Source organism: Oenococcus alcoholitolerans, assembly GCF_051852995.1.
GTDB classification, from domain to species: Bacteria; Bacillota; Bacilli; order Lactobacillales; family Lactobacillaceae; genus Oenococcus; species Oenococcus alcoholitolerans.
Window position 1 is genome coordinate 420,869 of sequence record NZ_CP176042.1, and the last position, 22,931, is coordinate 443,799.

Here is a 22,931-nt window from a genome sequence, read left to right on the forward strand (position 1 = left end):
GTTTTATTATTTATCCGAATTGCTGAAGTTTTTTGCTCATATGAGTGAACGGTTCGCAACCGTCTTTTGTGACATATACACAATCTTCGATCCTAACACCTAAATCATTTGGTATATAAATTCCAGGTTCGATGCTGAAACACATCCCGGGTTCCAACACTAAGTCGTTGCCTTGCATGATAGACGGAAATTCATGTTCTGACATACCCATTCCATGTCCCAAACGATGAATGAAATATTGTCCAAAACCGGCCTTTTCAATAATATCGCGAGCAGTTTTATCTATTTCGGCCGCTGTTTTGCCTGGTTTTACCGCTGCTTGAGCGGCCAATTGTGCTTCTAAAACTATTTGATGGACTTCACGCATGTGATCGCTGGGTGTTCCTAATGCGACGGTACGGCTTGCATCTGAAATGTAGCCCTTATAGACTGTGCCGAGATCGAATAAGACTAAAGCATTGTTTTTTAGCGGAAGCGATGAAGTCTCTCCATGCGGATCGGCAGCATGTTCTGCTGTTTGGACCAAAGTGCCAAAAGACATTTCTGGTACATTGCGGGATTTAGTAGCATATTCAAGTTCTGCCGCGATCTGAAGTTCACTTTTACCGGCTTTTAAGGCTTTGAAACCTGCTTCAAAAGCTAAATCAGCATCGTGCCCGGCCTGCTTGAGTTTTTCTATTTCATCGCTTTCTTTGATCAGCCTCAGCCTTTCTATGACCGGCGTTAGATCAAAAGAAAAATCAGTCTCAGGGAAAGCTGTTTGCAGCGGGTAAAACCGGCTTAAAGTCAGATTATCCTTTTCTACCGCTGCCTTCTTTGGTTGAGCTATCCTTTCTTTGATATGATCATAGATCATCTGCAAACCGTCTTCATTGTCCTGATATCCGTAAAGACCATATGGCCAACCGACCGATTTTACCACCTCTACTTCTAAGGCTGGGGCAAAGATGAAGGGGTCTTGGTCGGAAAATACCACCATTGCCAAGATCCTTTCGTATGGATTAGAACCAAATCCGGTCAGATATTGAATCGTTTTGAAATCAGAAATATAAGCAAAGTCTAGACCGTTTTGATTTAGGATCTGCCTTAATTTGTTTAGTCTGTTTTCGTTCATTTTTGTCATAATTCGAGTATAGAGCAAACATCTTTTGTAAAATGAGGTTATGACAAAATTGTTGCTTCTTCAAAAAATCAAAGATCAAGATCTTGAAAAAATAAAAAATGAATTTCCACAATTGGAATTGATCGATTCAAAACAGATGACTGATGACCAAGTCAACCAGATCGACATCATTTATGGACAGTTTGCGAAAGGACAAAAATTCGATCCGTGGTTTTCAAAAGTTGCTTCACAAGGCAAATCATTAAAATGGATTCAAACTATCTCAGCTGGTGTAGATTTTCTACCATTTTCATCTTTAAATGAACGTGGTGTTATAGTTTCAAACATGAGTGGTCTGCATTCTGAAGCGATCGCAGAAACCGTCTTAGGATATCTGCTCATTTTCAGCCGCGATTTTAAATTTACTTTAGAGAATCAAACGCAAAAAAAATGGGATCTTAATTTACCGGATATCTCACAGTTAGTTGATAAAAAAGTGCTCATTTTTGGTACCGGTAAAATAGGTTCAGCGATCGCAAAGCTTCTTTTAGGTTTTGAAGTTGAAGTTGTTGGTATAAATAGGCATGGAAAACCATTAGACTATTTTGATCAAGTAGCTACCTGGGAGGATCTGCCTCAACATCTTGACGCTGATTACATAATTTCTGATTTGCCTTTGACCGAGCAGACCAGAGGATATTTCAATAGCGATTTCTTCGATCTTTTCAAAAATCATCCTGTTTTTGTCAATGTCGGCCGCGGACCAAGTGTTGTCGAAAAAGACCTGATCGCCGCTTTGAAAGATGGACGTGTTTCTAAAGCCGGTCTAGATGTTTTTGAAAAGGAACCTTTGGCTGCCGATTCTCCTCTGTGGAGCATGGATAACGTTATTGTGACACCTCATTCCTCAGCCCTTTTGGAACATTATTTACGCGATTCTTTTAGAATTTTTCATCAGAATTTAACAAGTTATCTCAAGACTGGTAAACTTGCTATCAATCAAGTCGATCTTAAAGAGGGTTATTGATGGAACATCGGACAAAAATTCTTCATTTAAAAAACGGTTACGACATTTGGTCAGCTTCCTTCGGTGACCCAAATGCACCGATCAAATTATTGACTTTACACGGCGGGCCTGGCGGTACTTCAAAGGAATTTTGGCCTTGGGCTGAAAATTTTAAAAAATATACCGGCTTAGACGTAGAGGTATTCACTTACGATCAGCTGGGATCTTTTTGGTCTGAATCTCCTGACTGGAGCAAACCGGAAAACGTTGAACGCTTTTTAAATTATCAGTATTATCTTGACGAATTAGAAGAAGTCCGCTCGCTGATGGGGCTGGATCATTTTTATCTTTTAGGGCATTCATGGGGCGGTGTATTGACTTATGAATATACGCTGGCGCATCCGGAGCATCTGAAAGGATCTATCGTTTACTCAATGACTGATAATATTGATGATTACGTTGTTTCGATCAATCAAGAACGTCTTGATCTGCTTGGCGAAAACGAAGTTGCTTATATGAAAAGCGTCGAAGCTAAAAATGATTTTTCCGATCCTCGCTATCACCAAGATTTGGTTCGGCTTTATCGAGAAAATATCGAAAGAACAGATACTTATGATCCTGATGCAGGACCTGACCTGTTGGCAACTGATGTTTACAATCATTTTCAGGGCAATAATGAGTTTGTTGTCACTGGGATTTTAAAAGATTGGAATATTCGTCGCCGTCTTGGTCAAGTCAGTGTTCCGATGCTATTGACGACTGGCGAAAAAGACACTATGCCGGTCTGGTCAATGAAGGAAACGGCAAAAGCTATTCCAGGAGCGGAGCTGTTCATTAATAAAGACGGCGGCCATCATCACGCTGTAGACCATCCGCGCCCCTTCTATAAAAATTTGTCGAATTTTTTGACAAGAGTAGAAAAAAAGGATAATTAATTTTTATTTACAAGACCGCTATTGGTCTTTTTTTTACCGTATAATTTTGGTATGTATGATTTTTTGATCGGGACAGTCAAAGATGTTTTTGCTAATTATTTTTCCTTTAACGTTGCAGGCGTTGGCTTTAGAATTTTTTCACCTAATCCTTACGAATTTGAAGAGGGTCAACATGCAACTGTTTTTGTCGAACAGATCGTGCGTGACAATGATATCTCTCTTTATGGTTTTAAAAATCAGCGTCAGCGGGATCTTTTCGTCAAACTCCTGGATGTTTCCGGCATAGGTCCCAAGTCGGCATTGGCCATTTTAGCCAGTGGCGATCAGACTGGGTTGGTATCAGCTGTTGAACAGGGGCAATCAAAATATCTGACAAAATTCCCCGGCATCGGTAATAAAACAGCTCAGCAGATCGTTTTAGATCTTAAGGGGAAATTGGCTGATTTTCAATCTGATGTCGAAAAAAAGCTGCCGATCGGTGATACTGACCAATTGAAGGATGCTTTAGATGCTTTGACAGCACTTGGATTTTCAAGCAGGGAGGTAAAAAAGGTCGCTGATGATCTCCGTTCAGATAAAAATATGTCGACCGACAAGTACATTCAAAAAGGACTTAAATTATTAACTAAATGAAGCAAGATCAAGACAAAGAAAATAGAATTTTAAATGCAGCTCCCGAGCCGGACGATGCGGAAGCCGACTTAAGTCTTCGACCCCGATTTTTGCGTGAATATATTGGCCAAAAAGAAATCAAAGATCAACTCTATGTTTATTTGAAAGCAGCTAAACAGCGGCAGGAGTCATTGGATCATGTGCTGCTTTTTGGCCCGCCGGGATTGGGTAAGACCACTTTAGCTAATGTTATTGCCAATGAAATGGGCAGCCAGATAAAAACTACTTCTGGACCAGCGATCGAAAAGGCTGGTGATTTAGTAGCTTTGTTGAACGAATTAGAAGCTGGGGATGTTTTGTTTATCGATGAGATACACAGATTGCCTAAAGCGATAGAAGAAATTTTGTATTCAGCTATGGAAGATTTTTATGTCGATATCGTTGTTGGACAGGGTGAAACGGCACACGCTATTCATTTTCCGCTGCCTCCGTTTACATTGATCGGGGCTACAACAAGAGCGGGTATGCTCTCAGCTCCCTTGCGTGATCGTTTTGGTATCGTCGCTCATATGCGTTTTTACCCGGTGAAAGACTTGCAGCTGATCGCTGAACGGTCGGCTGAGATCTTTGATGTTTCGATTGCAAAAAGCGGTGCTAAAGAATTGGCATTAAGGTCGCGCGGAACACCAAGAATAGTTAATCGACTGTTAAAACGTGTTCGTGATTTCGCCCAGGTGGCAGGGAAAAAAGCAATCGATAAAGAAACGGTCGATAATGCTTTAGACCGTCTTCACGTTGATGATCATGGGCTTGATGAAAGTGATCTCGGTTATTTAAAGATCTTGATATCTCAATATCGCGGCGGTCCGGCCGGTGTTAATGCCATAGCATCAAATATCGGCGAAGATGTTGAAACGGTCGAGGAAATGATCGAACCGTATTTATTACAGATCGGTTTTATTCAAAGGACTCCGCGCGGGCGCCAGGCAACGATGCTGGCTTATCAGCACTTGAAGATACCTTATCAGACCGGCTTGGATAATTGATCTTAATTTTATGGAAGGCAAAATGGCAAAATAATGAATAAAGAAAAAGAAAACCACTATACATTGAGTGACTTTGATTATGATCTGCCTCATGAATTGATCGCGCAAACTCCTTTGAAAAAGCGCGATAGTTCCAGAATGCTTGTTTTGAATGCTAAAAGCGGTGCTTACGAAGACCGCCACTTTTACGATATTATCGATTACTTGAATCCCGGCGATGCCTTGGTTATGAATAACTCTCGAGTTATTCCGGCGCGTTTGCATGGCTGGCGTCCGGACACCAAGGGTCATGTTGAAGTTTTGCTGCTTCGCCAAGATCATGGTGATGTTTGGGAAACTTTGGTCAAACCGGCGCGAAAATTCCCAGTTGGATCAAAGATCGCATTTGGTGACCAAAATCAAACTTTGATCACTGGAACGGTCGTTGGTGAATTAGAACATGGTGGTCGTTATATAGAATTCAGCTATCAAGGCATTTTTATGGAACTGCTCGATAAGCTCGGTGAGATGCCCCTTCCTCCTTATATCAAAGAAAAATTAAGTGATCAAGAACGCTATCAAACTGTGTATTCTAAAATCGAAGGCTCTGCAGCAGCTCCAACGGCAGGCCTGCATTGGACACCGGAATTATTAGATAAGGTACGGGCAAAAGGCGTTAAAACGATCGAATTGACTTTACATGTCGGCCTTGGAACTTTCAGACCGGTCGAAGAAGAGGATATCGATCATCATAAAATGCATTCTGAATTTTATCAGCTTAGCCAACAGGCAGCCGATGAAATAAACAAAGTTCGGCATGACGGCGGCAAGATCGTTGCTACCGGTACAACTACTATCAGAACTTTGGAGACGATCGGTCATAAATTTAATGGTGATGAATTTGGCGGTGATCTGCAAGCGGATTCTGGCTGGACTGATATTTTTATAAAACCCGGATTTAAATGGACGACCGTTGATGCTTTCATCACAAATTTTCACTTGCCTAAGTCCACTCTCGTGATGCTTGTTGCTGCATTCACTGGCCGCGACAATATTTTGAATGCTTACAAACATGCTATTGCGGAAAAATATCGTTTCTTCTCTTTTGGCGATGCGATGTTTATTCATAAGTAAGCGGTTTCTTAGTTGCTTTTTTGTTTTAAAATTTAAGTATGTGTACCTCTATTTTTCAACATTCGATAGATGGCAATCATCTATTTTCAAGGACGATGGATTGGCATAGTTTGAATTCGTTCCCGCTATATTTGCCGGCAGGGTACAGCTGGCATTCATCTTTTGACGGGAATCTATACACCGATAAATACGCGATCATCGGCAATGGCTTTTATCGTTCTGACCGTTTGGATATTTCTGATGGTGTCAACCAAAAAGGGCTCTCAGTACAAAAGTTAACTTTTGCTAACGCTGATAATTTCTATTCAAAAAATTCAGATCCGAATAAGATCCAGTTAGCGCCGTTTGAGTTTGCTTTTTGGGCAATGGCTAATTTTGCGTCTGTTCAAGAATTGGTCGATTTTTTGCCGAAAGTCGAAATAATGTCCGGCGAGTTCGCTCAACGAAGATATGGCAAAGCAGACCTCCATTTTGCAGCCTGCGATAAAAGCGGCAGATTCGTTTTGATAGAACCTTTATCTATGCCGATGAAAGTGATAGAAAACCCATTAGGAGTAGTTACGAATGCACCAAATTTTAGCAATGAGCTTCAAAAATTATCAGCTTACATGAATTTTTTGCCATCATTTAAAGCAGGCCGCCTTCCTTATGATTCCGATCATGTTGCTAGTGATGATTATTCTGGCAAAAAACAGCTGCCGGGCGGTTATACCCCTAGTGCTCGTTTTATTCGCGCCTCCTATCTTAAGGAGCGAGTCAAAAAAGCAGAAAATATCGATGAGCAGGTCATGATAGCTTGGCACATTTTAGACTCTGTTGCGGTAGTTGAAATGCCGAAAAGGTCTAGTACTTTCACTGTTTACAGGTCGGCTGTATTTTTAGAAGGACTCACTTTGTATTATGAAGATTATTATCACCAAGGAATTTTTGAATTAAAACTGAATGATCAGCTGTTAAAGAAAAGAAAGGCTATATTTTTTGAGCAAATAGTTAAAGGATCAACAAATCATCTGCTTAACGATGATCTGTTGTTTTAAGATTACCTTTTAGCTCTTGAATTGATAACATTAAGTTAATGTCAACATATGAACAACAATTAGAAAGACAAAAGCATATTCGCAATTTCAGTATCGTCGCTCACATCGATCATGGCAAGTCGACGATCGCAGATCGAATCTTGGAAATGACTCATACGGTTGCTGAGAGACAGATGAAACAACAGATCCTTGATGATATGCCCTTAGAAAGAGAACGGGGGATCACTATCAAAATGAATTCTGTTGAGGTTCATTATGATGCTAAGGATGGGCAGCGTTATATTTTTCATTTGATCGATACACCTGGGCATGTTGATTTTTCTTATGAAGTATCCCGCGCTCTGGCAGCTGCTGATGGAGCTTTATTGGTAGTGGATGCTAGTCAGGGAGTGCAGGCTCAGACCTTAGCCAACGTTTATTTGGCCTTGGACAATGATTTGGAAATCGTTCCTGTAATAAATAAAATAGATCTGCCCTCTGCTGACGTTAGCGGCACCAAGTCGGAAATAGAAGACGATATCGGCATCGATTGTTCAGACGCGCTGGAGGTTTCTGCAAAAACGGGTTTGGGTATCGATTCGCTTTTAGAAGCGATCGTAAAAAGGATTCCTGCTCCTAAGGGTGATTTAAAAGCTCCTTTAGCAGCACTTGTTTTTGATTCAAAGTATGATTCATATCGAGGGGTCGTTTTATCGATCAGAGTCAAGCAGGGGGTAGTTCACCTGGGCGATAAAATACGTTTAATGAATTCTAAAAGCGATTACGAGGTGACAGAACTAGGCGTATTTTCACCTGACGCTCAAAGGAAAGATGAACTTATTGCCGGGGATGTCGGTTATTTGACGGCCTCCATAAAGGATATTCATAACGCTAGGTCGGGTGATACGATCACTAGCGCTGAGGATCCGGTTAAAAAGCCGCTAAAGGGTTACCGCCCCATGAAGCCGATGGTCTATGCTGGAATCTATCCTACTGATAATGGCAAATATGATGATCTGCGCGATGCACTTGAAAAATTATCTTTGAATGACGCCAGCTTAGAATTTGAACCAGAGACCTCAACAGCTTTAGGTTTTGGTTTTCGAGTCGGTTTTTTGGGTCTTTTACATATGGATGTGATCCAAGAACGGTTGGAGAGAGAATTTGATCTTAAGCTGATCGTCACGGCTCCGACTGTTACTTATCGGATCTTGATGTCGGATGACAGCTATCAAGATATTTCCAATCCTTCAGAAATACCTGATGCTAATCTGATCAAATCTTTTGAAGAACCGATCGTAAATGCCAATATCATGACCCCTGAAGAGTACGTTGGTCCGGTGATGGAGCTTGCCCAGTCAAAAAGAGGCGAGTTCGTGACTATGGAGTATCTTGAAAGGAATCGTGTCAACATAAAATATAAGATTCCTTTATCTGAAATAATTTTTGATTTTTTCGATCGTTTAAAATCTTCGACTAAAGGCTATGCCAGTTTGGATTACGATTTTCAAGGTTATCAGGCTGCCGATCTGAAGCGGATCGATATTTTGCTTAACGGCGACAAGATCGATGCTTTAAGTTTTATTGCCCATAAGGATTTTGCAGAAAATAGGGCTCGTGTAGTAACGGGCAAACTAAAACAAACGATACCAAGACAAAACTTTGAAATAGCTATCCAAGCAGCCATCGGTGCAAAAATAATTTCTCGGACCAATATAAAAGCTTATAGAAAAGACGTTACGGCAAGGATCCATACCGGAGACCCTGACCGAAGAGCCAAATTATTAAATAAACAAAAGGCAGGCAAGGCCCGCATGAAAGCGGTAGGTAAAGTTGAAATACCGCAGGAAGCCTTTATGTCCATATTAAAAAATGGCGATGATGAGCAATATAATAAGGGAATTTCTTAGCTTTGCGTTTATGATCGGTATTTAATAAAAAGAGGGAAATCATGGATAAAATAATAAAAAAATTGCCAGAAAAATTTCCGGCGATCCTTTTCGATCACGATCTTTCCATAAATGAGAAGGGATCGTTTTATGAACAAGAAGTCAAACTTTCTATGCCGAAGGGATTTGATCTGCTCGTTAAAGTGGAAGCTGTTTCTGTAAATCCTATCGATACTAAACTTCGTCAAAGCGATCCCGATATTTTTAAACAAAAAATACTGGGCTATGATGCCTATGGAGAGGTAGCTGCCGTTGGTGAAAAGGCAGCCCAATTTTCAATAGGAGAAAAAATTTATTACGCTGGAAGCAGCCAAAGACCAGGCAGCGACCAAAAATACCAGTTGGTTGACAGCCGTTTGGTCGGCAAAGCACCAAAGAATTTATCAGCCGGTCAGATCGCTGCGATGCCTTTGACGACAATAACTGCTTATGAGATCCTGATCGACCATTTGCTTTTGAAATTCAAAAAAAATTACGCTAGCGGTAAAAAAATTTTGATCATCAACGGTGCTGGCGGTGTTGGTTCTATTTTGATTCAACTCTCCGCTTATCTTGGCCTGGAAGTGTTCACAACTGCTCACAGCCAACAGGCCAAAAAATGGCTCAAGCAGTACCCGATCAAAAAAATTTTTGATTACACTCTTTTGGATTCTGATAATGATTTTAAAAAAATGAGTTTTGATTACATCGTCTTTCTTTATGACCCTAGTGTCTATTTAGATAAAGTTATTAGGCATATCAAACCCTTTGGCAGGCTGGTGTCGATCGTTGGAACTGACAAGGGTCTTCATCTAGGCTATTTAAAAAACATTGGTGCACAATTTTCTTGGGAATACATGTTTGCTAAATCTGATTTTGATGTGGATAAAAAAAGCCAGGGCGGTATTTTGAATAATTTAGCCGACATGTTTGATAGCGGGGTCTTGAAAAGCACTGTTAATGTTTGCTTTAAATCAATAAATGCTGAAAATTTACGAAAGGCTCATCTTTTAGTAGAGCAGGGACAGACAGTCGGGAAAGTGGTTTTGCTTGGAAGTTTCGGAGAAAATAGTTAATGGCTAAACGTTTTTTTCTTCAAGATGATAGCCGCTTTTTGACAGAAAAAATGATCACCCGCCAAGGCGATTTTGATGTTTTCCATCATTTAAAGGATGTCTTAAGAGCTAGGGAAGACCAATTAATAGAGGTAGTTTATAAAGGAAAACTATATAAAGCCGCGATCGATAAGATAGATAATGATTTTATTTATTTGTCGAATATCGTTAACTTGCCATCTTTTTCGGAAATGGCTAAAAAAATAACGATCGTTGTTCCTTTTTTAAAATCTGATCATCTTGATTTTTTGCTTCAAAAAGCAACTGAACTGGGTGTCAACAAGATAATCCTCAGTAAATTCGCTTACAGTGTCGCTAAGGCTGGATCTTCAACTAAACAGCTCGAAAAAAAATTTGTCAGATATGCTAAAATCGTTAGATCTGCCAGTGAACAGTCGCATCGTTCAGTGATACCTGCTATAAAATTCGAACCTGATTTTATCGATAAAATATCGCTTGAACATTATCAACTTGGTTTGGTCGCTTGGGAAGAATCCGCTAAAAGAGGCGAAAAAAGCCAATTATTCAATACCTTGAAGAGACTTAAAGAAGATAAAGATAAGACAGAGCTCATAGCCGTTTTTGGTCCAGAAGGCGGTCTAAAAACTGAGGAAGTCGATCAGCTTGTTTCCAAGGGCTTTTCGCCCGCTGGCCTCGGTCCTCGAATCCTCCGAGCTGAAACTGCACCATTATATTTGCTCGCGAGTGCCAGTCTTTTGGTAGAATTGAGCTAACTTATGGAGAAGATTTTTTTAAAAAAATATATTTTATGGTTTTTCCTTTCACTTATTTTGAGCATTGGCGGGCCTTTCTTATTTAGATTAGATTTTTTGGATGGTGCGCGTCGAGTTTTGTGGATGCTTATCATAATTTTTGGCGGTTTTTCTTTGTACTCAGGATATTTTTTCAAAATAAATCGATCATCTTTTTGGGGAGTTTTAATTTTTCCAGCTACTTTTAGTGCTGTTAACCTGATTTTTCGTATGCTGTCGGGTTCCTCGCTGGTATCAAGTGATTATGCCTATTATTTTGCTTTGATATATCTTATTCTTTCTCTTTTCACTTTCTTCGGGGACTACAAGTACAAAAACAGCAATGAAAAAGATGATAATCCTTTTGCAAAAAATAAAATAGGTATCATTGGGAGGATCAAACATGCCGAAAAGTAAGAACCGTTCTTTTGAAGAAGTTCATGATGTTTATGCTGAATACTTATCTGAAAGCCAGACTCAAGAGGTAGATTCTGCCTATGAATTAGCGAAGAAAATGCACGCAGGGCAAAAACGCAAGACCGGTGAAGATTACATATACCATCCTATTCAAGTAGTAGGTATATTAGCTGATCTTAAAATGGACAAGGATACGCTTATTTCCGGTTTTTTACATGATGTCGTTGAAGACACGCCGGAATCTAATGATCAAATAAGAAAAGTTTATGGCGATGATGTTGCGGATATCGTCGATGGGGTCACTAAATTAGGCAAGATACACTATGAATCCACTGAAGAGATAATGGCTGAAAATCATCGTAAACTTTTGCTAGCGATGGCTAAAGATATCAGGGTCATTATTGTAAAATTAGCCGATAGGCTCCACAACATGCGTACTTTAGAGGTACACCGACCAGAAAAACAGCATCGTATTGCAAGCGAGACCTTGGATATTTATGCACCTTTGGCCCATAGATTAGGATTGGCCAATATCAAGTGGGAATTAGAGGATCTGAGCTTGCGTTATTTAGACCCGGATCAGTATTATCGTATCGCCAAAATGATGCATACCCGCCGCGAGGAACGCGATAAAGAAATAGCTGTTGCTACCGAACAAATAAAAAGAGCGATCGATACTTTAAAAATTGGTCATTTTGAAGTAAACGGTCGTCCTAAACATATTTATTCGATTTACCGAAAAATGACTGATAAACACAAACATTTTTCTGAAATCTATGATTTATTAGCTATTCGTGTATTAGTTGACAGCGTCGTTGACTGTTATGCAGCTTTAGGGGCGATCCATGCAAAATGGAAACCTCTTCCTGGCCGTTTCAAGGATTATATAGCTCTTCCTAAACCAAATGGATATCAATCACTGCATACAACTATCATCGGACCGAACGGCCGTCCTTTGGAGGTCCAGATCAGGACTTTTGAGATGCACCGCGTGGCCGAATTCGGAGTTGCTGCCCATTGGGCCTATAAAGAGAACAAAGGATCTGATCGCCAAGCAAAGATAAAAAACAGCGATCAGCAGCATTTGAATGCTATCCAAGGTATTCTTGAGCTGCAAGAGGGAGCGACAGATGCTGAACAATTTGTTGATACCGTTAAGGGCGATTTGTTTTCTGATAGAGTTTATGCATTTACGCCCCGCGGCGATGTTTTGGAATTGCCGGTTGGGTCAAAACCGATCGATATGGCTTTTGCCATTCATTCCGATGTCGGTCTTCATACCGTCGGCGCCAAGGTAAACGGCAAGATAGTTCCGCTTGAATATGAGATAAAAACCGGCGATATCGTTGAAATAATTACTTCGCCAACACCGAAGGTGTCTCGTGATTGGCTCAGTTTGGTTGCAAGCAGGCGAGCGCGCAACAAAATTCGAGCTTATTTCCGGCAGCAAACACGTTCGACTAATATCGATGCGGGTCGGCAGATGCTGGAAAAATATCTTCAAGACAAACAGCTTCCGCTCGAAGAATCAATGAATGAAGAAAACTTGACGGCTACGGCTGCTAAATTACATCTTTTTTCTGGAGACGATCTCTTGGCAGCACTCGGCTATGGCGAACTTTCACTCCAACAGGTCGCTAATCGGCTTACTGAAGATATCCGTCGGCGACGAGAAGCAGAAAAAGCCGAAGCGGTCCAAGAAGCTTTAATGTCTGGTGAAGAAGAAGCCGGTAAAGAGCTTATCAGGAAAGGAAGTGCTCACCCAGCCGGTAATAATCCTGAAGAAGATATCACGATCGCTGGGATAGATTCGATGCTGATCCATTTATCGAAATGTTGTACCCCTGTGCCTGGTGATCGAATCGTAGGTTACGTTACAAAAGGTCGCGGAGTGACCGTTCATAGGATCCAATGCCCTAATGTCCCTAAAACACCGGAGAGAAGTCAAAGGATCCTGCAAGTTGATTGGAATGATCCAGAAGGAAATCGTCCTAATTACGATGCGGATCTAATCGTTACGAGTGCTGACCGTCCGGGTGTCCTTAACGACGTTATCAGGTCTGTCAATGCCAACACTCATTATTTGAACGCTGTGTCTGCTCATGTTCAAAAAGATGGTGTTTGTTTGATCAATCTTTCGGTCGGCGTTCGAAATGTTGATCAATTGCAGCATTTGATGGATGCAGCCAGCGGCGTCCATGATGTTTACGAAATTTCAAGAGTCTTTCATTGATCGCTTTCATTAAACCAATTTACCAAGGAAGTTTTTAAATCGGCAGCTATTTTTTTCCGATAGCTTTTTTCTCTGATTATTTTAAAATCATCAGGATTGTTCATGTATCCCATTTCCAATAGTACTGATGGTAAAGTTGTCTCTCTTAGCACATAATAATCGCCGACTTCAACGCCTCTGTTTTGCAGCGGCAGATCATTGAAAGAACTATTGATCGTCTTAGCTAATTGAAATGAGTTTTTGCCGTTATCATAATAAGTCGTAAAACCATTTGCAACGCCCTGGATTTCAAAATTGTCAAAATGAAAGCTTATGAAAGCGTCAGCATTATATTTTTTTGATATATTTGTGATTTTGCTTAAAGGCCAAAGCAATTTATCGCTATCGCGAGTCATTATGACCCGAGCCCCGGTACTTTCCAGGGCTTTTTTTGTTGCTTTAGCCGTTAATATCGTATAAGTTTTTTCAAAATTTTTTGGGTCGCGGCTATTTGCTTTAGCTAGAGAACCGGGATCTGACCCGCCGTGTCCCGGATCTAGAACGATCGTTGCTTGGGATATGTTTCCGTATTTATCAATTTTTTTATTTCCATTTTTTAAGATCCAGCTTGCGGCCCACCCGCTGGTTTTGCTGTCTTGAGATTTTAAATGTATCCAACCGTTTTCTTTGCCGATTGTTTCTAGGCGTTCATTTTTCTTTAAAATACCATTTTTTGAATAGGTCAGACCCGGACCGTTTCTAAGCGTTATTTGATCGAACTTTAATCTTGTTGAATTGGAAAAGTATATTGAATATATAAAAAATATAGCAGCAATGATGAAAAACGCCGCTAATAATAGCGAATTCATTTTTTTAAAAAAAGAACTTGGCATACTAAAATTATATCTATTCATGTTGGAACTTTTTATTCAGTGTTAAAATTTCTTTGTATGCCTGAAAAACTATATCAAAAACCAAAAGGAACTTCTGACATCCTTCCTTCGATGCAGCCGGTCTGGAAAAGGATCGAACAAGCAGCAGAAAAGATTTTTGCCCATAGATACCAATTCGGAAAAATAGATATCCCTCTATTTGAAAGTTATGATCTTTTTGCGCGCAGTTCTGGAGATTCTTCAGATGTCGTCAGTAAAGAAATGTACGATTTTTATGATAAAGGGAACCGTCATTTAGCCCTGCGTCCAGAAGGCACCGCTGGAGTCGTCCGTGCGTATGTAGAAGATAAATTGTACGGACCGGAACATGAAAAACCAGTCGATCTTTATTATTTAGGGTCGATGTTTCGATATGAACGTCCTCAAGCAGGCAGAATGCGCGAATTCCATCAGCTTGGTGCGGAAAGTTTTGGCTCTGATTCGCCCTTTTTGGATGTTCAAATAATACAAATGGCTCTTGATTTTTTTCATGAGTTCAATTTGAAAGATCTTGTTGTGAAAATAAATTCTCTTGGGGATGATCAGTCTCGTGCTTCATATAGACAAGCTTTAGTAGACTATTTATCTGCTTTTAAAGATCAGTTGAGTGATGATTCAAAAAGACGTTTAGAGAGTAATCCTTTGCGAATATTGGATTCAAAAGATAAGAACGATCAAAAAATTTTAGAAAAAGCACCGGAAATTTCCGATTACTTGAATCCAAGTTCTAAAGATCGTTTTGAAAAAGTTATCAACATCCTTGATGACTTTGGGATCAAATATCAGATCGATGAGAAATTAGTTCGCGGGTTAGATTATTATAACAATACTATTTTCGAGATCGTTACTACCGACAAAACATTATCTTCTGCTGCAACGATTTGCGGCGGCGGACGCTATTCGGGGATGGTTGAAGAATTCGGCGGTCCGCAAACTCCAGCTATTGGTTTTGCGATCGGTCTAGAACGCTTGATCACTTTAATAGATAATGACTTCAAAAAAACTGTGCCTGATCTGTATTTGGTACAAGCTGATAAAAGTGCAGCCGCTTTTGTCAATAAATTAGCTAAGCAATTACGCCAAAAATTTGGTCTGGCAGTCGAACTCGATTATAATGATAGGTCAGTTAAGGCTCAGCTCAAATCTGCTAATCGGACTGGGGCACGTTTTTCTTCAGTGATCGGTTCGCGCGAGCTTGAGAATGGTCTTATCGTTTTGAAAAGAATGGAAGACGGGAGTCAAAAAGAACTAAAAGTTAATCAATTAACGGGTGAGGATTTTATATGAGTAATCAAAGAACTATTTATGCTGGGTTAGTCAGTGAAGATTTAGTTGGACAGTCTATCAATCTAAAAGGTTGGGTCCAAAAGAGAAGAGATTTGGGAGGACTTATTTTTGTTGATCTTCGCGATCGTGAAGGAATCGTTCAGCTCACTTTTTCTGATGAATTTTCAAGCGATGCTTTAAAAATAGCTGAACAGATCAGAAGCGAATATGTTATATCAGTTACCGGCGTCGTTTCTAAAAGAGCTGATAATGCTATCAATCCAGATATGCATACCGGTACTGTCGAGGTTTTTGTAAATCGTGCCGAGATCCTCGCTAAATCTAAGACTCCGCCTTTTGATATAGAAGATGGTGTAGATGTCAATGAAGAAACTAAACTTAAATACCGTTATCTGGACCTTAGGCGCCCAGAGATGCAAAAAGGTTTAGTCATCAGATCTAATATCGTTACTTCAACGATGAGATTTATGGAGTCTAACGGTTTTTTGAATATTGAGACTCCTTATTTAGCTAAGAGCACTCCCGAAGGAGCTCGTGATTATTTAGTGCCTTCTCGTATTTATCCAGGAAGTTTTTATGCGCTTCCGCAGTCTCCGCAGCTGTTTAAGCAATTATTGATGGGTGCCGGTTTTGATCGCTATTTTCAAGTTGCCCGCTGTTTTAGAGATGAAGATCTAAGAGGAGACCGCCAACCTGAATTCACTCAGCTCGACTTGGAGACTTCCTTTATGAGCCAAGAAGAAATTAGGGCTTTGGTCAATCGCTGGATCACACAAGTCATGTCCGATGTTTTAAAAGTCGATATCGATCCTTCCAAGTTTCCGATTTTGACCTGGCAGGAATCAATGGATCGTTTTGGTTCAGACAAACCAGATCTGCGGTTTGGTATCGAGTTGCAAGATCTTTCTGATTTAGCGGCTCAGAGTGATTTTGCTGTCTTTAAATCTGCTCTTGAGAATAACGGTTTTGTCAAAGCGATCGTAGTACCCGATGCTTCGAAAATATTTACACGCAAGATCATCGATCAGCAAGCTGAATATGTGAAAAGATTCAAAGCAAAAGGTCTTGCTTGGGTTAAATATGATGATGGAAAGTTCAGTGGATCAGCTGCAAAGTTCATTAACGGTATTTCTGATAAATTAGTCGACAGGCTCGGCTTAAAATCTGGGGATGTTGTATTTTTTGCTGCTGATAGTTTTTCGGTAGTTTCTGATACTCTTGGTTATTTACGCAGATTTGCAGCAAAAAAATTAGGCATCATCAAAAAAGAGTGGCGTTTTGCTTGGATAGTCGACTGGCCATTGTTTGAATATTCTGAAGATTTTGGTCGTTGGATAGCAGCTCATCATCCCTTCACCATGCCTAACCAAGAGGACCTTCATTATCTGAACGATGGCGAAGATCCGCATAAGGCTCACGCGCAGTCATATGATCTTGTGCTGAATGGATACGAACTTGGTTCTGGATCGATCCGTATCCACACTATGGATGTTCAGGAAAAGATGCTTAAAGCTCTAGGCTTCACTCCGGAAAAAGCTCAAAAAGCTTTTGGATTTCTGCTCGAAGCAATGGAGTATGGTTTCCCGCCAATGGGGGGTATCGCCTTAGGACTTGATCGCTTGGCCATGCTTCTTTCTGGCAAAGAGAATATTCGTGAGGTGATCGCTTTTCCTAAGAATTCAAACGCGACTGAACCAATGACTGAAGCACCGAGCCGCGTTTCTACAAAGCAATTACAGGATTTAGGTCTTATAGTTCCTGAAAAAAAATGAAATAATCTTAATATTTGTCATATTGTAGTAACTTTTAAGTCATTTTTGGTTAATATTAAACTGTGGAAAAAAAGAAGATTTCAGAAAATAAAAGTTTTATCAAGGGTCTAGAAGGGCTGAGAGCCATTTCTGTACTCGGGGTAATTCTTTTTCATTTGTGGCCGAATATTTTTGCTGGTGGTTTTTCCGGCGTAACGGTATTTTTCGTTATATCTGGCTTTTTAATGACAAGAATTATTTTAAAAGGGTTTAAAAACGGTACCTTTAGTTTTTGGGACTTTTATAAACGCCGTTTTTGGCGTCTTTACCCGGCTTTTTTTATTATGCTTTTGTCTGCTACCGGTATAGTTTCGCTATTTTTTCCGGACGCTTTATTCGGTATCAGGGGTAATTTTTTCAGTAATATTTTTTATGTCAATAACTGGTATCAAATTATTCATTCTGTTTCTTATTTCGCAGCAGGCAACCACTGGGAAATTTTCACCCATTTGTGGTCTCTCTCGGTTGAAGCTCAGTTTTACTTACTATGGCCGCTGCTTTTATTCGCTATCCTTAAATTAGCTGATCGAAAATGGCAGCTGTCTTTAGTTATTCCTGCTGTTATATTTTTTGTTTCATCGCTTTTGTTTGCTCTTTTATATTCGCCAGTTTCAACCAATCGCGCTTATTATGGAACAGATAGCCGAATTTTTTCTTTTGTAGCGGGCGCTTTTGTCGCTATTTATATGACTTTGGTTTCATTTCGCGGTCACCCGAAGTTTTTTGATGATATAAATTCTTTTCTTGATAAATACAAAAATCAGATAATTGTCGCTTGTTTTGCCGTACTGCTGTTAGTTTTTGTATTTGCAAATGGTACACAGGCGTGGACTTATTACTTTGCAATGAGTTTTTTGAGTTTAGCTGTCGCCGTTTTGGTTTATTATTTCAGCGTTTACAGAAATAATATTTTTGCTCGGATCATGGGCAACCGTTTTTGCCTTTACCTGGGTTCCCGTTCTTATTCTATTTACCTTTACCAATTACCAATTCTGGTGATATTCGACCAGCTTGCTAGCAGACAATCGGCTTTCTTACAGTTTTTAGCAAGAATAGTATCCTTAGCTTTGATCTTATTAGTTTCTGAGCTATCTTTCCGTTTCGTAGAAATGCCGCTGCGTCACGGAATATCACCGATCAAGTCAAATTTTGGGCCTAATTTTAAAACCTATCTTTTTTCTGGAATAACCTTTGTTTTTGCTATATCTTCTATATTTGGTATGTCCTCTAGAAGCGCTGACCATCTACGTTCAGCCGATCAATTGCAGCATAACCTCTCAAAAAAATCTTTATCTATTAAAAGAGCAAATAGCAAAGCTGCTGCTTCTCAAAGCAGAGCCGACAGCATAAATAATGCTTCGGAAATTTCTCAAGATAAGCAAAAAGCTGATACATTTTCGACCTCGATCAAAACCGTTGCAGCTGTTAAGGGCATGAAGATCACAGCGATCGGCGATTCAGTACTGATGGATGTGGGTCCGGATCTTCAATCAGTTATTCCCGGTACCACTGTTGATGCAGCAGTAGGCAGGCATACTCAACAAGCGATCGATAGACTCGATCAAATCAAAAGAAACGGTGATTTGCAGCCGATAGTTTTGATAGTTATCGGTATCAATGGAGAAATATCTAGTCAAAACATACAACAAGTTTTAAATATCGCTGGTAAAAGGCAAATATACTGGGTAAATTCATATGCGGCAGGCCGCCCTTGGGAAGCACCGAATAATCAATTGCTGCTGCAAAAGTCACAAAATAATTCTAATTTGCATATAATAGATTGGAATACAGGTGCTCGTCAGCATCCAGAATGGTTTTTCCCTGATGGGATCCACCCGCAAGCAGTAGGCAACAAGGCCATGACTAATTTGATCATGAACGCTTTGGCGAGAAACGATCATTATATCGCCGGTAAAAAGTGATTTTGTGCTTGCCAACATTTCATACATGCTGTATCATTAACAGGTATGCCTTTGACCTAAAGAGTTTTTATGCGGCTCAAATGGTGGTATATTTAGACAGCTATGATGTTCAAGGTTGCGACACGCTCGGCACCGTTGCCATGGCGTTGAGATTTCGGTTTTTGAACGGAGCGAGCTGATTTTGAAAATCAACGAAAGGATAAACATGGCAGAAAGAAAAATTCGTATTCGCTTGAAAGCTTATGAGTACCGTACTATCGATGCTTCTGCAGCGAAAATCGTAGAAACAGCAAAAAGAACAGGCGCGGAGGTCGTTGGACCTATTCCGCTTCCTACCCAAAGAACTATTTATACGATTCTTCGTTCTCCACATAAGCACAAAGATTCGCGTGAACAGTTCGAAATGCGGACTCACAAGCGTTTGATCGATGTTGTTAACCCAACCGATAAAACAGTCGATTCCTTAAGGAAGCTAGATCTTCCAGCAGGTGTTGCGATTGAGATCAAATTATAAAAAATAATATTAATTAAAGGAGAAAGTCATGACTAAAGGTATCTTAGGCCGAAAAGTCGGTATGACTCAGGTTTTCACTGACAAAGGTGAGCTTATTCCTGTGACTGTTATTGAAGCTTTGCCAAACACAGTGCTTCAAGTCAAGACTCCATCAACTGACGGTTATTCAGCTGTTCAATTGGGTGTCTTTGACAAGCGCAAGATCGCTGAGAAAAAACCTGAGCAAGGTCACGCTAAAAAAGCAAATGCGACCCCTAAGCGCTACATTCGCGAGATTCGCGACGCTGAGGGAGACTATAAACAAGGAGACAAAGTCACTGTTGATATTTTTGAGACAGGAGAGTTTGTTGATGTTCAAGGAATCACTAAAGGACATGGTTTCCAAGGTGCTATCAAGCGTTTAGGACAATCTCGCGGACCCATGGCTCACGGTTCTCGTTATCATCGTCGTCCCGGTTCAATGGGTGCGATAATCAATCGTGTTTTCAAAGGAAAGCTTCTTCCTGGACAAATGGGTGGCGATTTAAGAACGGCACAAAAACTTTTGGTTGCTGCAGTCGATAAAGCAGATAACTTGCTTCTTATTAAAGGAAATGTTCCTGGCGCTAATAAGAGTTTCGTTACTGTTAAATCAACCGTTAAACCATTTAAAAAACAAGATATAAAGATCGCTGGTTCCATCGGTCAGAATAACGCTGATGCTACTGACGGAGATAAACAGCAGGCAGATCAAGAAACTGCTTCTGCAGAATAAGAAAGGAGAAAACTATGACTAAAGTTGCTTTATATAAACAAGATGGAAATCAAGCTGGTGAAGTCGAACTTTCTGATTCTGTTTTTGGCATTGAACCTAATGAAACAGTTGTAAAAGATGCTGTTTTGATGCAGCGTGCTTCTATGCGTCAAGGAACTCATTCTGTAAAGAATCGTTCTGCTGTTTCTGGCGGCGGCAGAAAGCCATGGCGTCAAAAGGGTACCGGTAATGCTCGTCAAGGATCTATCCGTGCTCCTCAATGGCGTGGCGGCGGAATCTCAATGGGGCCTACACCTCGTTCGTATGCTTTTAAGATCAATAGGAAAGCATATCGCTTAGCTTTAAAAAGCGCACTTTCTGATAAGGTTTTGAACAACAATTTAGTTTTGGTCGATAAATTTTCTTTTGAAAAACCTTCGACTAAAGAATTTGCTGGAAACCTTCTAAAGTTGAATGCATCTAAAAGCACGCTGCTCGTGATCGAGGATTCTGATGAAAATACTGAGCTTTCAGCAAGAAATCTTCCAAACGTACGGGTTACTACGGCGAGAGGCGTTAACGTTTACGATTTGGTCAAGGCTCACACAGTTGTTTTTGCTCAATCAGCTGTTAAAGAAGTTGAGGAGGCTCTAAACTAATGCAAGCAAGAGATGTTATTTTAAAACCAATTATTACTGAAGCGTCAATGCAAAGAGCTGATCAAAAAGTTTATCAGTTCCAGGTCAACCGCAAGGCTACTAAAACCGACGTTAAAGAAGCCGTTGCTGAGATTTTCAGTGTTGATGTCGTAAAAGTAAATATTGCTAATTATCGCGGAAAGAAAAAGCGTATGGGCCGTTACGAAGGCTATACTTCCAGGATTAAAAAAGCTACTGTCAGTTTGTCTTCAGATTCAAAGGCAATTGAAATTTTTCAAAATCAAGAAGAAAAGAATTAAGAAAGGAGTAACGCATGGCTATCAAGACTTATAAACCAACCAGTAATGGTCGCCGTAATATGAGCGGCTTTGATTTTTCTGTTATCACCAAAACTGTTCCAGAAAAAAGTTTACTGGCAAAAAAAAGCAGAACCGGTGCACGTAATGCTCAAGGTCGGATGACTGTTCGCCATCACGGCGGCGGTCATAAAAAGCAATATCGTATCATTGATTTTAAGAGAATTAAAGATGATCGTTCTGCGACTGTTAAAGCGATCGAATATGATCCAAATCGCAGTGCCAATATCGCTTTGCTTGTTTATGAAGACGGAACAAAAAGTTACATCTTGGCGCCTAAAGGACTAGAGGTAGGAACTAAAGTTCAATCTGGACCGGATGCCGATATTAAAATCGGAAATGCGTTGCCTTTGAGCAGCATTCCAGAAGGTACCTTGATTCACAATATCGAATTAAAACCCGGAAAGGGCGGACAATTAGTTCGTTCTGCCGGAACTTCAGCGCAGATTTTAGGTAAGGACGACGCTGGCAAGTACGTTACTATTCGCCTATCATCAGGTGAAGTCAGGATGATCTTAGCATCATCCAGAGCAACTATTGGAGAAGTCGGCAACGCTGAACATTCTCTAGTAAGCTGGGGTAAAGCTGGACGTTCTCGTTGGCGCGGCAAGACCCCCCATGTTCGTGGTTCCGTTATGAACCCGAATGATCACCCGCATGGTGGTGGTGAAGGTAAAGCTCCAGTTGGACGTCCTAGTCCAATGAGCCCTTGGGGCAAAAAGTCTTATGGTAATAAGACCCGTGACAAGAAGAAGCCATCTACAAAGTTCATTGTTCGTGGACGGAAAGGTAAGTAATCGGAGGTTTTAAATGAGTCGTAGTTTAAAAAAAGGACCTTTTGCAGATCCCTCACTATTAAAAAGAATCGATCAGTTCAAGGGCCAAGACAAAAAACCAGTTATCCGGACTTGGTCTCGTCGTTCAACGATTTTTCCAAGTTTTATCGGCTTTACTATTGCTGTTTATGATGGCCGCAAACATGTTCCAGTTTATATCCAAGACGATATGGTCGGACACAAACTTGGTGAATTCGTACCAACACGGACATTCCGCGGACATGCTGGTGATGATAGAAAGACAGGAAAATAAGGAGTAAGTTATGGCTGAAAATGTAACATCTGCAAAAGCCACTGCTTATCAAGTCCGTATTGCCCCGCGTAAAGCAAGGCTTGTTCTTGATACTGTTCGTGGTAAGAATGTCAATGAAGCTTATGCGATTCTGAAGTTCCTGCCTAATACAGGAACTGAACCAGTTTACAAGGTTCTTAATTCAGCTGTCGCTAATGCTGAAAATAATTATGCTCTTGATCGAGCTGATTTAGTTGTTAAAGAAGCATATGCAAATGAAGGTCCAACTCTTAAGAGATTCCGTCCTCGTGCTAAAGGTACTGCTTCAAGAATAAACAAGCGTACTAGTCATATTACGATTGTTGTTGCTGAAAATGAGAGGAAAGGAGCTTAAG

The 22,931-nt window shown here is 40.4% G+C and carries 23 protein-coding genes; 21 read left to right on the forward strand and 2 right to left on the reverse strand.

The genetic code is table 11. The annotated features are described in order from the left end of the window. Nucleotides 1-10: 10 nt before the first annotated feature. Nucleotides 11-1,123: a M24 family metallopeptidase gene (locus ACKP2L_RS02580; protein WP_439425820.1), complete on the reverse strand. Its 1,113-nt coding sequence runs from the start codon at nucleotides 1,121-1,123 to the stop codon at nucleotides 11-13. Between the two features lie 40 nt (nucleotides 1,124-1,163). Here ACKP2L_RS02580 and ACKP2L_RS02585 point away from each other — a divergent pair, with 40 nt between their 5' ends. From ACKP2L_RS02585 to ACKP2L_RS02635, 11 genes are all read left to right on the forward strand, one after another. Beyond that, nucleotides 1,164-2,129: a phosphoglycerate dehydrogenase gene (locus tag ACKP2L_RS02585; RefSeq protein WP_439425821.1), complete on the forward strand. Its 966-nt coding sequence runs from the start codon at nucleotides 1,164-1,166 to the stop codon at nucleotides 2,127-2,129. Beyond that, nucleotides 2,129-3,043, forward strand: coding sequence for a proline iminopeptidase-family hydrolase (locus ACKP2L_RS02590; protein WP_439425822.1), 915 nt, complete (start codon nucleotides 2,129-2,131; stop codon nucleotides 3,041-3,043). Before ACKP2L_RS02585 ends, ACKP2L_RS02590 begins: the two co-directional genes overlap by 1 nt. Nucleotides 3,044-3,094: 51 nt before the next feature. Continuing rightward, nucleotides 3,095-3,676, forward strand: a complete 582-nt coding sequence (ruvA, locus tag ACKP2L_RS02595) for a Holliday junction branch migration protein RuvA (RefSeq protein ID WP_439426188.1) — start codon at nucleotides 3,095-3,097, stop codon at nucleotides 3,674-3,676. Next, the gene (gene ruvB / locus ACKP2L_RS02600) at nucleotides 3,673-4,701 is read left to right on the forward strand and encodes a Holliday junction branch migration DNA helicase RuvB (protein ID WP_439425823.1); all 1,029 of its coding nucleotides are present in this window, start codon (nucleotides 3,673-3,675) and stop codon (nucleotides 4,699-4,701) included. The genes ruvA and ruvB overlap by 4 nt, the downstream gene beginning before the upstream one ends. Before the next feature lie 33 nt (nucleotides 4,702-4,734). After that, nucleotides 4,735-5,814 carry a tRNA preQ1(34) S-adenosylmethionine ribosyltransferase-isomerase QueA gene (queA, locus tag ACKP2L_RS02605; protein ID WP_439425824.1) on the forward strand — a complete coding sequence of 360 codons (1,080 nt, stop codon included), beginning with the start codon at nucleotides 4,735-4,737 and terminating at the stop codon, nucleotides 5,812-5,814. Between the two features lie 95 nt (nucleotides 5,815-5,909). Beyond that, nucleotides 5,910-6,851: a linear amide C-N hydrolase gene (locus ACKP2L_RS02610; RefSeq protein ID WP_439425825.1), complete on the forward strand. Its 942-nt coding sequence runs from the start codon at nucleotides 5,910-5,912 to the stop codon at nucleotides 6,849-6,851. 38 nt (nucleotides 6,852-6,889) lie between these two features. Beyond that, the gene (lepA, locus tag ACKP2L_RS02615; RefSeq protein ID WP_439425826.1) at nucleotides 6,890-8,740 is read left to right on the forward strand and encodes a translation elongation factor 4; all 1,851 of its coding nucleotides are present in this window, start codon (nucleotides 6,890-6,892) and stop codon (nucleotides 8,738-8,740) included. Between the two features lie 41 nt (nucleotides 8,741-8,781). Continuing rightward, nucleotides 8,782-9,834 (forward strand): zinc-binding alcohol dehydrogenase family protein, encoded by a 1,053-nt coding sequence (locus tag ACKP2L_RS02620; protein ID WP_439425827.1) that lies wholly within the window; start codon nucleotides 8,782-8,784, stop codon nucleotides 9,832-9,834. Continuing rightward, nucleotides 9,834-10,607, forward strand: a complete 774-nt coding sequence (locus ACKP2L_RS02625; RefSeq protein WP_439425828.1) for an RsmE family RNA methyltransferase — start codon at nucleotides 9,834-9,836, stop codon at nucleotides 10,605-10,607. Before ACKP2L_RS02620 ends, ACKP2L_RS02625 begins: the two co-directional genes overlap by 1 nt. Nucleotides 10,608-10,610: 3 nt before the next feature. Then, nucleotides 10,611-11,042, forward strand: coding sequence for a hypothetical protein (locus tag ACKP2L_RS02630; RefSeq protein WP_439425829.1), 432 nt, complete (start codon nucleotides 10,611-10,613; stop codon nucleotides 11,040-11,042). Then, nucleotides 11,029-13,275: a RelA/SpoT family protein gene (locus ACKP2L_RS02635; protein ID WP_439425830.1), complete on the forward strand. Its 2,247-nt coding sequence runs from the start codon at nucleotides 11,029-11,031 to the stop codon at nucleotides 13,273-13,275. Before ACKP2L_RS02630 ends, ACKP2L_RS02635 begins: the two co-directional genes overlap by 14 nt. Here the strand turns inward: ACKP2L_RS02635 and ACKP2L_RS02640 are convergent. After that, on the reverse strand, nucleotides 13,269-14,147 hold the full coding sequence (locus tag ACKP2L_RS02640) for an N-acetylmuramoyl-L-alanine amidase (RefSeq protein WP_439425831.1): 879 nt from the start codon (nucleotides 14,145-14,147) through the stop codon (nucleotides 13,269-13,271). The two genes, ACKP2L_RS02635 and ACKP2L_RS02640, sit on opposite strands and share 7 nt — an antisense overlap. Before the next feature lie 57 nt (nucleotides 14,148-14,204). On the opposite strand from ACKP2L_RS02640, the gene hisS reads away from it, so the two are divergent. The 10 genes from hisS (at nucleotide 14,205) to rplV (ending at nucleotide 22,930) form a co-directional block, all read left to right on the forward strand. Further along, nucleotides 14,205-15,473: a histidine--tRNA ligase gene (hisS, locus tag ACKP2L_RS02645; RefSeq protein ID WP_439425832.1), complete on the forward strand. Its 1,269-nt coding sequence runs from the start codon at nucleotides 14,205-14,207 to the stop codon at nucleotides 15,471-15,473. Next, a complete protein-coding gene (gene aspS / locus ACKP2L_RS02650) occupies nucleotides 15,470-17,245 on the forward strand; it encodes an aspartate--tRNA ligase (protein WP_439425833.1) in 1,776 nt (591 codons plus the stop codon). The genes hisS and aspS overlap by 4 nt, the downstream gene beginning before the upstream one ends. Nucleotides 17,246-17,307: 62 nt before the next feature. Further along, a complete protein-coding gene (locus ACKP2L_RS02655; RefSeq protein WP_439425834.1) occupies nucleotides 17,308-19,206 on the forward strand; it encodes an acyltransferase family protein in 1,899 nt (632 codons plus the stop codon). A gap of 205 nt (nucleotides 19,207-19,411) precedes the next feature. Then, entirely contained in the window at nucleotides 19,412-19,720 is a 309-nt protein-coding gene (gene rpsJ, locus ACKP2L_RS02660; RefSeq protein ID WP_439425835.1) for a 30S ribosomal protein S10, read from the forward strand. 28 nt (nucleotides 19,721-19,748) lie between these two features. Beyond that, nucleotides 19,749-20,474, forward strand: coding sequence for a 50S ribosomal protein L3 (gene rplC / locus ACKP2L_RS02665; protein WP_439425836.1), 726 nt, complete (start codon nucleotides 19,749-19,751; stop codon nucleotides 20,472-20,474). A 14-nt stretch (nucleotides 20,475-20,488) separates the two neighbouring features. Next, the gene (rplD, locus tag ACKP2L_RS02670) at nucleotides 20,489-21,112 is read left to right on the forward strand and encodes a 50S ribosomal protein L4 (protein WP_439425837.1); all 624 of its coding nucleotides are present in this window, start codon (nucleotides 20,489-20,491) and stop codon (nucleotides 21,110-21,112) included. Next, nucleotides 21,112-21,411: a 50S ribosomal protein L23 gene (gene rplW, locus ACKP2L_RS02675; RefSeq protein ID WP_439425838.1), complete on the forward strand. Its 300-nt coding sequence runs from the start codon at nucleotides 21,112-21,114 to the stop codon at nucleotides 21,409-21,411. The genes rplD and rplW overlap by 1 nt, the downstream gene beginning before the upstream one ends. 14 nt (nucleotides 21,412-21,425) lie before the next feature. Next, nucleotides 21,426-22,265, forward strand: coding sequence for a 50S ribosomal protein L2 (gene rplB, locus ACKP2L_RS02680; protein ID WP_439425839.1), 840 nt, complete (start codon nucleotides 21,426-21,428; stop codon nucleotides 22,263-22,265). A gap of 13 nt (nucleotides 22,266-22,278) precedes the next feature. Beyond that, nucleotides 22,279-22,557 carry a 30S ribosomal protein S19 gene (rpsS, locus tag ACKP2L_RS02685; protein WP_439425840.1) on the forward strand — a complete coding sequence of 93 codons (279 nt, stop codon included), beginning with the start codon at nucleotides 22,279-22,281 and terminating at the stop codon, nucleotides 22,555-22,557. A 10-nt stretch (nucleotides 22,558-22,567) separates the two neighbouring features. Continuing rightward, nucleotides 22,568-22,930, forward strand: coding sequence for a 50S ribosomal protein L22 (rplV, locus tag ACKP2L_RS02690; RefSeq protein ID WP_439425841.1), 363 nt, complete (start codon nucleotides 22,568-22,570; stop codon nucleotides 22,928-22,930). Nucleotide 22,931: the final 1 nt, after the last annotated feature.

Bases quoted from the DNA above. Each gene is read 5' to 3' on its own strand.
- rplV (WP_439425841.1), top strand. From the start codon at position 22,568: ATGGCTGAAAATGTAACATCTGCAAAAGCCACTGCTTATCAAGTCCGT.
- ACKP2L_RS02625 (WP_439425828.1), top strand. From the start codon at position 9,834: ATGGCTAAACGTTTTTTTCTTCAAGATGATAGCCGCTTTTTGACAGAA.
- rplW (WP_439425838.1), top strand. From the start codon at position 21,112: ATGCAAGCAAGAGATGTTATTTTAAAACCAATTATTACTGAAGCGTCA.
- queA (WP_439425824.1), top strand. From the start codon at position 4,735: ATGAATAAAGAAAAAGAAAACCACTATACATTGAGTGACTTTGATTAT.
- rplB (WP_439425839.1), top strand. From the start codon at position 21,426: ATGGCTATCAAGACTTATAAACCAACCAGTAATGGTCGCCGTAATATG.
- ruvA (WP_439426188.1), top strand. From the start codon at position 3,095: ATGTATGATTTTTTGATCGGGACAGTCAAAGATGTTTTTGCTAATTAT.
- ACKP2L_RS02590 (WP_439425822.1), top strand. From the start codon at position 2,129: ATGGAACATCGGACAAAAATTCTTCATTTAAAAAACGGTTACGACATT.
- lepA (WP_439425826.1), top strand. From the start codon at position 6,890: ATGTCAACATATGAACAACAATTAGAAAGACAAAAGCATATTCGCAAT.
- ACKP2L_RS02640 (WP_439425831.1), bottom strand. From the start codon at position 14,147: ATGCCAAGTTCTTTTTTTAAAAAAATGAATTCGCTATTATTAGCGGCG.
- hisS (WP_439425832.1), top strand. From the start codon at position 14,205: ATGCCTGAAAAACTATATCAAAAACCAAAAGGAACTTCTGACATCCTT.
- ACKP2L_RS02610 (WP_439425825.1), top strand. From the start codon at position 5,910: ATGGATTGGCATAGTTTGAATTCGTTCCCGCTATATTTGCCGGCAGGG.
- ACKP2L_RS02585 (WP_439425821.1), top strand. From the start codon at position 1,164: ATGACAAAATTGTTGCTTCTTCAAAAAATCAAAGATCAAGATCTTGAA.
- ACKP2L_RS02580 (WP_439425820.1), bottom strand. From the start codon at position 1,123: ATGACAAAAATGAACGAAAACAGACTAAACAAATTAAGGCAGATCCTA.
- rpsS (WP_439425840.1), top strand. From the start codon at position 22,279: ATGAGTCGTAGTTTAAAAAAAGGACCTTTTGCAGATCCCTCACTATTA.
- ACKP2L_RS02620 (WP_439425827.1), top strand. From the start codon at position 8,782: ATGGATAAAATAATAAAAAAATTGCCAGAAAAATTTCCGGCGATCCTT.
- rpsJ (WP_439425835.1), top strand. From the start codon at position 19,412: ATGGCAGAAAGAAAAATTCGTATTCGCTTGAAAGCTTATGAGTACCGT.
- ruvB (WP_439425823.1), top strand. From the start codon at position 3,673: ATGAAGCAAGATCAAGACAAAGAAAATAGAATTTTAAATGCAGCTCCC.
- ACKP2L_RS02635 (WP_439425830.1), top strand. From the start codon at position 11,029: ATGCCGAAAAGTAAGAACCGTTCTTTTGAAGAAGTTCATGATGTTTAT.
- aspS (WP_439425833.1), top strand. From the start codon at position 15,470: ATGAGTAATCAAAGAACTATTTATGCTGGGTTAGTCAGTGAAGATTTA.
- ACKP2L_RS02630 (WP_439425829.1), top strand. From the start codon at position 10,611: ATGGAGAAGATTTTTTTAAAAAAATATATTTTATGGTTTTTCCTTTCA.
- rplC (WP_439425836.1), top strand. From the start codon at position 19,749: ATGACTAAAGGTATCTTAGGCCGAAAAGTCGGTATGACTCAGGTTTTC.
- rplD (WP_439425837.1), top strand. From the start codon at position 20,489: ATGACTAAAGTTGCTTTATATAAACAAGATGGAAATCAAGCTGGTGAA.